We start from the raw sequence: 13,762 nt of genomic DNA, 5'->3' as shown, positions 1-13,762 counted from the left end.
GCGCGATATTGTACACCTTTTTAACCGAAATGTTGATCTATATCACAAAGTTTATTGAAAAGAGCTTGATAATTTGGTAAACCCAACAAAATATCAATTTCCATGTAAAAAATTTTAGCAAATGGCTACGTTTGAATGTAAAAATTGCTCAGCAAATTTATCTACCTTTTTCCAATCAGTATATTCAATAACTGGTTTTGTTACATCTGTATCACCTTTTCCTAACCACATAATAAAGCGGATCATATTACGATCAAACCAATTATATTGAGGATAATAAAGTGCACCAGCAAAAACTGCGGTAATAGTTGGCTTCCATGCTATTTTTGCCAGAAATTTTTTGGTATATAAATTGGTTTCTGGGGTATTTTTATTAGGTTTTCTAGCCACCATATTTACTCCAAAAAAACCAGATTTCATGGCATTCAATTGCTGATAATGTTCATCTATAAACGCTTTCATTACCTTACTATAAAACCCGTAACGAATTGAACTACCTAATAATACCGCTTGGTATTGTGTCAAATCGATTTTTGTATCGGGCAATAGTTCAATTACCTCACAATCACACTTACTATTAAGTTGCATGTTTATGCGCTGCATAATTTTAAAAGTTTGCTTTTCGTGTGTGGTATAAAGTAATAAAACTTTCATAATGGAACTCATGCATTACTTCCTTTTTTGTTAAACCCTTTGGTAAATATCAATATTACTTTTTTTATGATAAAAATTAAAAGATTGGGGGTGATTTCATTAAAAACTTTGATTATAGTATTAGGCTAATTTAACCTGAACGGAACTGATTATGGCAATTGCACCTCCAAAACTGAATGCGATTATTTTGGCGGCAGGAAAAGGCACACGGATGTATTCCAACCTACCTAAAGTTTTACATAAAATTGGCAATAAACCGATGTTACAACATGTTATTGACACAGTTCAACAACTTAATACCAATTGCATCAATATTGTTTATGGCCATGGCAAAGCACAGCTTGAAGAGGCTCTTAAAGATCAGCATGTACAACTGATTTACCAAGCAGAACAACTTGGTACAGGCCATGCTGTTCAACAAGCTATCCCTCACATTCAAGATGACGAAGATATCTTAATTTTATATGGCGATATCCCCCTTATATCGACTCAAACACTGGAAACTTTAATTGCTAGCAAACCAAAGCAAGGTATAGCATTATTGACAGTAATCCTTGATGACCCAACTGGGTACGGGCGCATTGAGCGCAGCAACGGTAAAGTTGTTGCCATTGTCGAACAAAAAGATGCCACGCTTGAGCAACAAAAAATTAATGAAATTAATACAGGTATCATGTTTGTTAACGGCAAATTATTGAAAAATTGGCTATCACGGTTAACCAACAATAATGCGCAAAAAGAATTCTACTTAACAGATATTATTGCTTTTGCACACCAAGATGGTTATGAAATATTAACCTCACACCCAGTACAACAATTTGAAGTTGAAGGTGTTAATAATCGCCAACAATTAGCCACATTAGAACGACAATATCAACACCTACAAGCGCAAAACTTGTTACTAGCTGGTGTGACGCTACTTGATCCAAACCGTTTTGACTTACGAGGAACCCTCTTGCACGGCAAAGATGTTACGATTGATTGTAATGTGATCATTGAAGGTAACGTCAAACTTGGCAATAACGTATTTATTGGTGCAGGTTGTATCTTAAAAAATTGCACAATTGATGATCATTCAAACATTAGCCCATATAGCATTATTGAAGATTCAATTATTGCTAAACAGTGTACCATTGGCCCTTTTGCCCGTTTAAGGCCTGGCTCAAAGCTTGACGAGCAAGCTCATGTTGGCAACTTTGTTGAACTAAAAAAAGCGCACCTTGGCAAATTAACTAAAGCGGGACACTTAAGTTACCTTGGCGACAGCGAAATTGGCAATAATGTCAATATTGGCGCAGGCACTATCACCTGTAATTATGATGGTGCAAATAAATTTAAAACCGTTATTGAAGATGATGTGTTTGTCGGTTCGGACACACAATTAATTGCACCAGTAAAAGTCGGTAAAGGCGCAACCATTGCAGCTGGTACAACGGTTACCAACAATGTCAATGACAATGAATTGGTAGTAAGCCGAGTTAAACAAAAACAGCTTGCAAATTGGAAACGTCCAACGAAATTAATTAATGGGGAATAAAATATGTGTGGAATTGTGGGAGCTATTGCCAAATGTGATGTTGCAGAAATATTACTAGAAGGTCTAAAACGATTAGAATATCGTGGTTATGATTCTGCAGGTCTGGCAATCATTTCACCACAAAGTGTTTTACAACGTGTTCGCCGTGTTGGTAAAGTGCAAGCATTAAAAAATGCAATAGCACAATATCCAATAAAAGGCTCTATTGGCATTGCACATACTCGGTGGGCAACCCATGGTGAACCAGTTGAACATAACGCCCATCCACATGTATCTAGCTTTATTGCTGTCGTGCATAATGGAATTATTGAAAATTTTGAACCATTGCGTGAAAAGCTGATCGCCAAAGGCTACCAATTCCGTTCAGAAACCGATACCGAGGTTATTGCCCACTTAATTCATGACATTATATCAACCGAAGATTGTTCCTTATTTGACGCCGTGCAAAAAGCTATCCCGCAACTACGAGGGGCTTATGGCACAGTCATTATGGACACGCGCAATCCAGATATATTAGTTGCAACGCGCTCTGGCAGTCCTTTAGTTATTGGTTGTGGCGTAGGCGAGAACTTTATCGCATCAGATCAATTAGCGCTATTACCCGCCACCCGCCAATTTATCTATTTAGAAGAAGGTGATATTGCTCTTATCACTCACAATTCAATAACAATCTTAGACAAAAGCCATCATGAAGTAATCCGCCCATATATAGAATCTGATGCAAAATATGATGCGGGTAATAAAGCTGGCTATAGTCATTACATGCAAAAAGAGATCTACGAACAACCCAATGCAATTAAAAATACCCTTGAGGGTCGCATGACACATGGTAAAATCGATTTATCAGAACTGGGAGCTGAAGCAAAAAGTATCTTAAGACAAGTTGAACATGTACAAATTGTTGCCTGTGGCACCGCTTATAATGCGGGTATGGTAGCACGTTACTGGTTTGAAGCCTTAGCCGGTATACCATGTGATGTCGAAATTGCCTCTGAGTTTCGTTATCGTAAACCAGCTCGTCGAAAAAATAGCCTATTTATTACTCTTTCACAATCAGGTGAAACCGCTGACACATTAGCCGCATTGCGGCTAGCAAAAAAAAATAGTTACTTAAGTACTCTTGCTATTTGTAATGTTGCGGCATCCACTCTTGTGCGTGAAGCGGATTTAGTATTATTAACCAAAGCTGGCGTTGAAATTGGCGTTGCATCAACCAAAGCCTTTACAACACAACTCACCGTATTATTATTACTTGTTGCTAAATTAGGACGTTTAAATAATATGGTAGAAAGTACTGAGCAGGCTATTGTGCATGCACTAAAAATCTTACCCAATCGCATTGAACAAGTGCTCACGTTTGAATCAAAAATAAAAAAATTAGCTGAGCAATTTATTGATAAACATCATGCATTATTTTTAGGACGTGGTGATGAATACCCAATAGCCATGGAAGCCGCATTAAAACTGAAAGAAATATCTTACATTCACGCCGAAGCTTACGCCGCTGGCGAACTCAAACACGGTCCATTAGCATTGATTGACTCTGACATGCCTGTGATAGTTATAGCGCCAACTAACAAAATGCTAGAAAAACTCAAATCCAATATCGAAGAAGTCAAAGCTCGCGGTGGTAAACTGTATGTCTTTGCTGAACAAGGCGCAGGGTTTGTTAGTGATGGCACCATGCAGATTACCAACCTACCCCATATCGAAGAATTCACCGCACCAATCTATTACACTGTGCCCACACAACTGCTAGCGTATCATGTTGCTTTGATCAAAGGTACCGATGTTGATCAGCCTCGAAATTTGGCAAAATCGGTAACAGTGGAATAATCATCATCTCCTTCTAAAATAGACAAATGTCACCTCTATGATATAAATAAAAATCATAACAGAACAAATTATGACCAGAAAATTCCATACAGCGACTCAAAAGGCTCTTGATTATACTCATCTACTGTACGTTTTTCATTAGCTGAAATCACTCACCATTTAATTATAGATAAATCAACGCTTGATAAAAGGGTTAAGTTAAGCAAATCAATTCCAACAACACAAAAACGAGAACTAACTAGTGAGTAGCAAAAAATTATCACTCTAGAAAAAGAAATAAAAAAAAGGGAAATGACAGATGAAATCTAAAAAAACACAGGAATACGCCATCAACAATCCTAATTACGCTATCGTTAACTTTATTGATGATGTATACTTAATAATAAAGCTTCTTAATTAGTTAGCTTTGAGGCAATTGAAAATAAGCGATAATTTTCGCTTATTTTCATCTTTAAATACCTTTATAGCATTCTATCGATCTTTCTATCAAACCTTTATCTGCGCTTTATTCAAAAACAGATAAGCAAGTGTGGCAACAACAAAATTACCGAATGCTGCGAATATCGTTACACCGTTAATACCAAAATGGATAAATAAAATAAATCCTGTTAAAAATGCTCCAGCGGCTGCACCAAAAGTATTAATAGCATAAAGATGTCCTGTTGTTTGACCAATATTTTTCCAAAACTGTGCAATATAAGTGATTAAAATTGGCAATGTTGCTCCCATCAAGAGCGCTGGAACAAGCACCAATAAAAAATTAACAATGGCAACAACAATTAAATTGTAACTAATAAAAATATCACCCACGAATAAAATAAGTGGATAACTAATTATTCCAAATAAACCAATTCCAAATTCACTAAAACAAAAAAGCTGTAGTGCTTTATTTGGGTATTTATCAACAATTTTGCCACCGCCAAGAGCTCCTAGACCAAGTCCTAACATAAATGCCGATACAATGATTGTAACAGAATCAACATCGGAGCCAAAAGCGGAATAAAGCACTCGTTGCCAAGCGACTTGATAAATTAAACCACTCATTCCAGAAATAAAAAATAGCGTACTTAATAGTAATAATTGTCTTTTGCTTAACATAAACAGTTCCTTATTTCTCTCTCGTTATAAAATACCCATATTTATATTCTGTTATCATGTTGTTATCAGTAATAACTTCTGTCTCTCGCCCTAAATTATAAAGTTTTTCAACTTCGTCTAAGCTTAATAGTTTTGTCTCTAATGTTTTTTTGTAAGCACCGTTTTCAAATTGTTTAGATTCTTCATTAAACAGCAGTCTACTATCTAAAACTAACTTATCAAGCCGAGCTTTAGCTACATTTTCATCAATTTTCATCATTGAGTCAGAGGCATAAATAAAGCCCATTGTGCCCCAATAAGCATGTTTAAATACCGATTGCGCTGTTTTTAATGTATCAAGTGAACGGGTACTGTTAAATGCCAAAATACCATTAGGATTTAATGAATGTTGCAGTATTTTCATCATTTCTTGCGATAATAAATTAGTTATACCTGAACGCCAATGGTAAGTTGTATTCATAATGATTAAATCATATTTTTTATCGCTATTGCGTTTAAGCCAACGTCGCCCATCATCAATATAAATATTTATCTTTGGATCATCTAATAATGGTGAAACAACAGGGTATTGTTTAATAATATCTAAATAACCTTTATTGATTTCAATAGCATCAATGGTTTCTAATGTAGGAAAACTAGACAATGCCCGAGTCCATGCACCAGCGCTCATACCAATAACCAAAGCTGTTTTAGGGTTTGGATGAGCAGCCGCTAATAAGTAAAGGCGATTTAAGTCATTGATATCATAATTTGGGTCTATATTTAACATGCCATCATACATGTTATTACCTAATACAACATTATTCAATCCCACGTTATTATCATTGATTATATGAATTACGCCGTAGCGATTTTCAATATAGGAATTGATAGACACGCCTTTTTCAAACGTATTTTTGAAAAGATAATCAGTGTGTTTATCTACTAAACAAAAGCAACCGATACCAAGTATAGCAACAGCGATAACAGAAGCGACCGATTTTTTAATTATCATCAAAATGCCTAATAAAATACAAATAATACCAATGAGAATAAACATTGATGAAATAGACACATAATCAAGAAGAACGCCGCCAATTAATAAACTACCAAGTGTTGAGCCAATAATATTAAAAAAATAAACTTTAGAAACTGATGCCCCTACTTTGCCATTAGCAATATTCGTACCTAAATGATGCACAATTGGAAATAATATTGCATTTAAAGCTGCAATGACCAATATCAGAATACAAAATATAATCAAACGAAATATAAAATCATTTGGTTGGTTTATATTTTGAATCATAAATGGAATTAATATATCAATGAAACCAGCAAAAATTAAAACTCCCCCCCCGGCTAATAATAAATTAGAACAGCTCGTACAAATAATCTTACCTCGACCGGCTCCCACAGCAATACCTGATAGAAAAAAGAATAGTACGATTGCAAAAGCATAAGGTGCACCACTTAAATTAAAGCTAACTATCCTAAACCATAGCATTTCTTGTCCTAGGCTCATAAGCCCAACTAGAAAAGAAATACACCAAGCAAAATATTTCATGTCAATTTTCTCCTCAAAATTCCTTGATATTAAAATAAAATTTAGCTAATTATTTTTTATTTAACTGTATTATTCAGAAGTTTTTATATAATTACTTCCATTCTTATCTCCAATGCCATCGAGTTTCCATGACTGAATTGCCATATTGATTACTTCTGAAGCTACAGATACTAAAATAGGCGGTTGATTATACACTATCTAATGTGAATTTTTATTAGCTAAAAATGGCTAACCATTTAGTTATACTTAAATAAACGTTTGATAAAAGGATTAAGCAAATCAATCCCAACAACACCAGTAAACTTAGTGCATGATATCAGGGATAAAGGCTATGATATATCAGAAAAAACGGTTGGTTAGGTATTACAAAAAACTAGTATTAAGGAGTAAAGTAGCACGTAAATTTAAATTTTAGACATAGCTCAATCTAGCTCATAATACACTGCCAAATAATTAAATAGGCAATTATTTTGAATAAACATAATCGGAGGTTGAGTAATGAAAATCGTTCATATGAAAACCCACAAAGGTGGATTATAATTATTTGTAATTATTTATATTGATAGGTATTTAGTCTGTAACACACTCAAAAATTCCTTACTACATAATAGCCACTTTCTCAAAAAAGAAGTCATTGCATAATGATTGAGCAAACTAATATTACAGTGCTAATTTTAAGTGATTAGTATTCCAACAGCATAGACTTAACTAAAGCATGAACAGTGCTGAAAATTGTTAGGCTGATACAGCCACTAAAAGTTTTTCCATAAATTCAAAACGCATATTATTAATGTATTGTCATCACAAAACAACGGATAGCACAAATAAAACACTATTTGAATAGATAAAAATCTATTATAATCAATATTTTCAATATTCAACTAATGATTGAATATCGTTAAACAATACGAAAAGTAGTATGACCTAAAAGCACTATCTAATATTTGGGTGAGGATTAAATACAAGAATTTATTTGCTAAATTAATTAATAATAAAAAGGAATAAGAAATAAATTATGAAAACATGTAAAATTATAAAAAACAATCAAACGCTAATTTTATTGTTAGTTTATACTATTCTTAGCGCCATTTGGGCTTATATCGTTATAACAAAATCTGGTGTCATATTTACTGAACCTGTTTTTAAAAATTATCTATATTATGTAGGCTGGATAACAACATTAGGTTTTATTTTAGTCGTACACATCGGTATTTACAGTCGCCATTATTTTATTGTTGCGCTTAGTACACTATTTCTCTTTCTATTTTTATCCGAAATAAGTTATTTCATTTGTTACGGGCACGTAATATCGGTCGGTGTACTTGATTCCATTGTCGAAAGCAATGTTAATGAAGCATTATCAATGTCTAAACAAGTTTTAATCATAATAGGTCCTGCATTGATTGCAACTATTCTTATTTTATTTATTTCCAGAAAAATAGTTACTATTAAATTGAAATCCACTATCCTGGTACTCTGTTATATAATTACATTGTCTATTATTGCAATTAAAACAATAGATACATCTTTAACTCATGATTTTCAGAGAGGTTACTATAAAAATAGTGTAATAAAATTTCGTTTTACATATCCCGCTGTTATGGGTAATTTATCTTATCTTCTAGCTAGTTTCGCCTCAACAGACATCTATTCTAGTAAAAATGAGATTGAAAAATTCAATGAAGCTATTCTTTTACCGCCCAATAAACCTGATAATGACTTAGTGGTATTTATTATGGGCGAATCTTCATTAGCTACCCGATACAGCGCTTACGGTTACCATAAACAAACAACACCTTTTATGACCAAAATTTTTAGTCAAAATGGTGCTTGTATTATTCAAAATAGCCACTCAGCAGCTGCTTTTACAAAGGATTCGTTACCGTTAACTCTTTCATTTAATGTTCCAGAAAGTGATGATAATTTATTTAATAATAAGTCAATTATTGAAATGGCTAAATTCAATCATTACAAAACCTATTGGCTAGCATCACGTTATCAGGAAATTAAAGGGTCATTTAATACTAAATTTGGTTTTATTGCACGTAAGAGTGACGTTGTCTCTTTTAGTGAAGATACGCTTGATGTTTATTTAAGTCAGCTATTAGAGAAAACACTTCAGCAAGACAATTCACCGAAAAAATTCATTTTCGTACATTTACAAGGCAGCCATCAACCTTATGAAAATTATGATGAAGTTGATAAGCAAGCTTTACCTGATGCTGAAAAATATGATCTGACCATCCATCACACGGATCGTACAGTGAAAGCATTGTACGATGTTATTAACAAATACAGCCATAATTATACCTTAATTTATACCTCGGATCATGGCGAGATTGTTAATGTAGGGCATGGAATTGGTAATCACATTGACCAATTTTTAATTCCGTTTATGTTTATATCAACAAATGATCGCTATAACTGTCAATTTATAGAGTCATTTCGAAGTCCAACTGGTTATTTAAGTGGATTGATGAATAAATATATTTTATCTAATCTTTTGGGATATGATGTTGATCAAACTATTTTGAATAAAGAAAAAAATAACGATCGTGTTTTTATGCCTAATGGCAACGTTATGCCTTTTTTAAAAATTTCTAATGATGATTGATTGTTGCTATAACTTTTTTTGAAAAATAAATAGCAATATCTACTATAAATTTTGTAGTATTGCGACTTTTTTCTCTTATTAGTTATTAGCAACCAATGCGATAATAAAGCAAAGTTCTAATCTTTACTAAGCTCTGACTTTAATGTTGGTTTGAATTGAACAAGTTCAGCCAACATTTTTTATATATAATTAATAGGGTAAGAAACGTTTGTCATATGCCATTCTTGCCTCCTCTATGCAATAAATAATCACACATCCAACCACATAATAATTATAATTTGAATAGCGCAATCTAATATCACACTGTAATAAGCCTAAAGTGGCAAGAGACCGTTTTATTAGTTAATTTCAACGAACTTTTTGTGGTATTAATGCCAATCATAAAATGATCTTAATACACAAACACTTCTTATCTTCTATCCTATTTGATGATAAAAACTAATTTATAACAACTCGAATGTTCTGAACACGCGCTATTCGCAATTAGCCATTTCATTTAATAACCGATTTTACTAATAACAGAAAAAGTGTGATTTAAATCACAAAAAATAAAAAATACCTAGGTTTAACTACGTGATATACATCACATTTATCGATTATTTTTGATGAATTAAATAACTAAATCCCTCTACAATAATCACATAATAGTTATATCAATCAAGAAGGAAAGATTTATATTATGACAACCTCAAATATCAAATTGAAAGTTCAAAACTTTGGGCGTTTCTTAAGTAATATGGTAATGCCAAATATCGGTGCGTTTATTGCTTGGGGATTTATTACTGCTATATTTATTCCAACAGGCTGGTATCCAAGCGAAACTATTGCCAAGCTAGTTAGTCCTATGATTACTTATTTATTACCACTTTTGATTGGTTATACTGGCGGTAAATTAATTCACGGAGAACGTGGCGCAGTTGTTGGTGCAATCACAACAATGGGGGTCATTGTTGGTTCAGATATTCCTATGTTTTTAGGGGCAATGATAGTTGGTCCTTTAGGTGGTTGGGTAATTAAACAATTTGATAAAGCTGTCGATGGCAAAATCAAAAGCGGCTTTGAAATGTTAGTGAATAACTTTTCTGCTGGTATTATTGGTATGCTTTTAGCATTACTTTCATTTTTTGCAATTGGCCCTTCTGTCGTTGTAGCATCAAGTAAATTAACTATTGCTGTTAATTTTTTGGTTGAACACAATTTATTACCTTTAACCTCTATCATTATTGAACCCGCTAAGATTCTTTTCTTAAATAACGCAATTAATCACGGCATATTCTCACCGTTAGGTATTCAACAAGCGGCTGAATATTCTCAATCGATTTTCTTTTTAATTGAAGCAAACCCTGGTCCTGGATTAGGGTTATTATTAGCCTATATGTTTTTTGGTAAAGGCTCAGCCAAAAGTTCGGCCAGTGGTGCAGCAATTATTCACTTTTTTGGTGGGATCCACGAGATTTACTTTCCATATGTATTAATGAATCCTCGCCTTATTATTGCAGTGATTTTAGGTGGAATGACAGGCGTATTTACTTTAACACTATTTGGTGCAGGGTTAAGCTCACCAGCATCACCAGGTTCAATCATTGCCGTTCTTGCCGTAACGCCGAAATCATCAATGCTTGGTGTCATTTTTTCTGTCATTGCGGCAACAATGGTTACGTTTATCACTTCAGCTATTTTATTAAAGACAACCAAAGAAGCAGACAAAAGCTTTGAAGATGCAAAATCCAATATCTCTGCAATGAAAAGCGAAGCAAAAGGCATGGTAAACGGCACACTTGACCTTGCGAAAGTGAAAAAAATCATTGTGGCTTGTGATGCAGGAATGGGCTCAAGTGCTATGGGTGCAGGAGTATTACGCAAAAAAGTTCAAGATGCCAATTTGGATATTTTTGTCACTAATTTAGCGATTAATAATCTTCCAAACGATGTTGATATCGTTATTACGCATAAAGACTTAACTGATCGAGCCAAACAACATGCGCCAAACGCACATCATATTTCATTAACTAACTTTTTAGATAGCCAACTATATAGCCAGCTCGTAGTTGATCTTTTAAGCTCGCAAAATTCTAGCATAGCAGAAGAAAAAGCAATACTTGTAAACAATACATCCACAGATAATACCCCGCTCTTTAAATTATCAGAAAAAAATATCTTTTTAGGGTTGACCGCTAAAAATAAAGAAGAAGCGATTCGTTTTGCAGGTCAACAGTTAGTCGATAATGGTTATGTGAAACCGGACTACATAGAAGCCATGATTGAACGTGAACAACTTACATCAACTTACCTTGGTGAATCAATTGCTGTTCCTCATGGTACGATTGAAGCAAAAGATGATGTCATTACAACAGGAATTGTATTTTGCCAATACCCTTCAGGTGTGCAATTTGGTCACGAAGAAGACGATAAAGCAAAAATCGTGATCGGTATTGCTGCTCGCAATAATGAACACCTTGATGTAATAGCAAAACTGACTAATGCATTAGATGATGAAACAATTATTGCCAAACTAGCGACAACAAATAACGTTGAAGAAGTTTTAGCAATATTAAGCTAAACAATATTGATTAAATTCCGAAAATATGGGATTTAATTTTCTCTTTTTAAATTTAAACTCAAATAAAGGTTAATTATTATGCAAGCATTACATTTTGGCGCAGGTAACATTGGACGCGGTTTTATTGGTAAATTATTGTCAGATGCTGGTGTGCATGTTACGTTTGCCGATGTCAATCAACAAATTATTGATGATATCGCTAAACGTCATGAGTATCCAGTTAATGTTGTTGGTGAGCAATCGACAACCGAAATAGTTAAAAATGTTGACGCAATTAATAGCACATCAAGTGAAGTTATCGACCATATAGCAAAAGTTGACTTACTAACAACAGCCGTAGGACCGCAAATTCTAGCACGCATTGCCGCCATCGTTGCACAAGGCATTATTGCTCGCCATAAGCAAGGTAATGCTAAACCGCTAAACATTATTGCTTGCGAAAATATGGTGAAAGGTACCCATCATTTTAAACAAGAAATTTTTAAAACATTACCCGTAGAGTTGCATGAATGGGTAAATACCCATATAGGTTTTGTGGATTCAGCGGTAGATCGCATTGTCCCACCAGCCACATCAAAAACAGGCGACATTTTAGAAGTAACGGTTGAAACATTTTCGGAATGGATCGTCGATGAAACACAGTTTATTGGCAAAATTCCACACATAAAAGGCATGGAGCCAGTAGATAATTTAATGGCATTTATTGAGCGCAAGTTATTTACTTTAAATACAGGCCATGCCATTACGGCTTATTTAGGGTTTTATCATAATATTGCAACGATTCGAGATGCTATTTTAGATGAACGCATTCGTTTAATCGTACGGGGTGCAATGGAAGAAAGCGGTCTAGTTCTTATCAAACGTTATAATTTCGATGATCAAAAACATATAGCCTATATCGAAAAAATCTTATCTCGTTTTGAAAATCCTTATTTACAAGATGATACAGCTCGTGTCGGCCGTCAACCAATAAGAAAACTGGGCGCTAATGATCGTTTAATTAAACCATTACTTGGCACTTTTGAGTATCAAGTACAAAATACTAATTTATTGATTGGTATTGCCGCTGCGCTGAACTATCGTAATGATGGCGATGAACAAGCCGTTGAACTTGCAGATCTTATTGCTAATAAAGGGGTAAAAGCCGCATTTACTGAAATTTCAGGTATTGAAAACAACAATATTATTGTTCAAAAGGTAGAAGAACTTTATACTGCAATGCAAAATCGTCAATTTGTATAAAAAAATGCCAGGAACGATATTACAAGAAGATACTATTTTAGAAAAACTCAACCAACAGGCTGATATTCACAGCTTGTTGGCTGTTGCAATTAATCTGATTAGTGATAGCGTTAACCATTTAATCCAAAAAGCCTTTCGTAAAGAACCGCACGCAATAAAATTTGTTATCCCCTCGTTAATGGGTAAAAATGGACCGTTGAATGATACCTCTGTTTGTTTAAAACTGTTATATGTGCTAGGTATTATTACACGCGAAGAGTTTGAAGATATTGAGCTACTCATGGCCATTTTAGATGAATTAGATAACGATGAAAAAAAATATACTTATCTTGATGATGAAATTTTAGGACCGATTAGCTTATTGCATGACATGGTTTTACCGCCTAATTGGGATCACAAGCAAGAGCATGAAAAAGCGGCAGGAATTGTAGATGGTTTAAAGTCATCTATGTATCAAAATCGTTATCAACAAATGATCCGCTCTGCATTAATCATCGCAATTACCGATCTCACTTTACGCATCAGTAATAAACAAAAATTAGATTACTTTCCATAACAATCGTTAATTGATATTAAGATTTTTATTTAATTTATAACATTTTTATATAAAAATTATTATGACAATGAAAACGAATTTGTATTTAATTCTACAAAAAAATCATAATCAAAATATATAAC

9 protein-coding genes are annotated in these 13,762 nt (G+C 33.8%); 6 read left to right on the top strand and 3 right to left on the bottom strand.

Annotated features, from left to right (window positions below; genetic code table 11):
• Positions 1-114: 114 nt before the first annotated feature.
• Complete coding sequence (gene hemG / locus A9G28_RS06310; protein ID WP_065567972.1) at positions 115-654, bottom strand: menaquinone-dependent protoporphyrinogen IX dehydrogenase; 540 nt, start codon at positions 652-654, stop codon at positions 115-117.
• A gap of 151 nt (positions 655-805) precedes the next feature.
• Here hemG and glmU point away from each other — a divergent pair, with 151 nt between their 5' ends.
• Positions 806-2,191 carry a bifunctional UDP-N-acetylglucosamine diphosphorylase/glucosamine-1-phosphate N-acetyltransferase GlmU gene (glmU, locus tag A9G28_RS06305; protein WP_065580115.1) on the top strand — a complete coding sequence of 462 codons (1,386 nt, stop codon included), beginning with the start codon at positions 806-808 and terminating at the stop codon, positions 2,189-2,191.
• Positions 2,192-2,194: 3 nt separating this feature from the next.
• The gene (gene glmS, locus A9G28_RS06300) at positions 2,195-4,027 is read left to right on the top strand and encodes a glutamine--fructose-6-phosphate transaminase (isomerizing) (protein ID WP_065580114.1); all 1,833 of its coding nucleotides are present in this window, start codon (positions 2,195-2,197) and stop codon (positions 4,025-4,027) included.
• A 486-nt stretch (positions 4,028-4,513) separates the two neighbouring features.
• Here the strand turns inward: glmS and A9G28_RS06295 are convergent, their stop codons facing one another.
• Complete coding sequence (locus A9G28_RS06295; protein ID WP_065580113.1) at positions 4,514-5,125, bottom strand: fused MFS/spermidine synthase; 612 nt, start codon at positions 5,123-5,125, stop codon at positions 4,514-4,516.
• 10 nt (positions 5,126-5,135) lie between these two features.
• Positions 5,136-6,668 (bottom strand): hypothetical protein, encoded by a 1,533-nt coding sequence (locus tag A9G28_RS06290; protein ID WP_065567897.1) that lies wholly within the window; start codon positions 6,666-6,668, stop codon positions 5,136-5,138.
• 1,015 nt (positions 6,669-7,683) lie between these two features.
• Between A9G28_RS06290 and A9G28_RS06285 the strand changes: the two genes are divergently transcribed.
• The 4 genes from A9G28_RS06285 (at position 7,684) to A9G28_RS06270 (ending at position 13,640) form a co-directional block, all read left to right on the top strand.
• The gene (locus A9G28_RS06285; RefSeq protein ID WP_065567896.1) at positions 7,684-9,282 is read left to right on the top strand and encodes a phosphoethanolamine transferase; all 1,599 of its coding nucleotides are present in this window, start codon (positions 7,684-7,686) and stop codon (positions 9,280-9,282) included.
• A 679-nt stretch (positions 9,283-9,961) separates the two neighbouring features.
• The gene (locus A9G28_RS06280) at positions 9,962-11,842 is read left to right on the top strand and encodes a PTS mannitol transporter subunit IICBA (RefSeq protein WP_065572396.1); all 1,881 of its coding nucleotides are present in this window, start codon (positions 9,962-9,964) and stop codon (positions 11,840-11,842) included.
• 78 nt (positions 11,843-11,920) lie between these two features.
• A complete protein-coding gene (locus A9G28_RS06275) occupies positions 11,921-13,084 on the top strand; it encodes a mannitol-1-phosphate 5-dehydrogenase (RefSeq protein WP_065580112.1) in 1,164 nt (387 codons plus the stop codon).
• 4 nt (positions 13,085-13,088) lie between these two features.
• Positions 13,089-13,640, top strand: a complete 552-nt coding sequence (locus A9G28_RS06270; protein ID WP_065580127.1) for an MltR family transcriptional regulator — start codon at positions 13,089-13,091, stop codon at positions 13,638-13,640.
• The last annotated feature ends 122 nt before the right edge of the window (positions 13,641-13,762 follow it).

Origin of the sequence: Gilliamella sp. Fer1-1 (assembly GCF_001690825.1) — a bacterium.
In the GTDB taxonomy this organism is placed as follows: domain Bacteria; phylum Pseudomonadota; class Gammaproteobacteria; order Enterobacterales; family Orbaceae; genus Gilliamella; species Gilliamella apicola_C.
This window is presented reverse-complemented; position numbering and strand designations above follow the sequence as displayed.

Excerpts from the sequence above, each read along its gene's own strand:
- hemG (WP_065567972.1), bottom strand. The coding sequence starts at position 654 with ATGAAAGTTTTATTACTTTATACCACACACGAAAAGCAAACTTTTAAA.
- glmU (WP_065580115.1), top strand. The coding sequence starts at position 806 with ATGGCAATTGCACCTCCAAAACTGAATGCGATTATTTTGGCGGCAGGA.
- glmS (WP_065580114.1), top strand. The coding sequence starts at position 2,195 with ATGTGTGGAATTGTGGGAGCTATTGCCAAATGTGATGTTGCAGAAATA.
- A9G28_RS06295 (WP_065580113.1), bottom strand. The coding sequence starts at position 5,125 with ATGTTAAGCAAAAGACAATTATTACTATTAAGTACGCTATTTTTTATT.
- A9G28_RS06290 (WP_065567897.1), bottom strand. The coding sequence starts at position 6,668 with ATGAAATATTTTGCTTGGTGTATTTCTTTTCTAGTTGGGCTTATGAGC.
- A9G28_RS06285 (WP_065567896.1), top strand. The coding sequence starts at position 7,684 with ATGAAAACATGTAAAATTATAAAAAACAATCAAACGCTAATTTTATTG.
- A9G28_RS06280 (WP_065572396.1), top strand. The coding sequence starts at position 9,962 with ATGACAACCTCAAATATCAAATTGAAAGTTCAAAACTTTGGGCGTTTC.
- A9G28_RS06275 (WP_065580112.1), top strand. The coding sequence starts at position 11,921 with ATGCAAGCATTACATTTTGGCGCAGGTAACATTGGACGCGGTTTTATT.
- A9G28_RS06270 (WP_065580127.1), top strand. The coding sequence starts at position 13,089 with ATGCCAGGAACGATATTACAAGAAGATACTATTTTAGAAAAACTCAAC.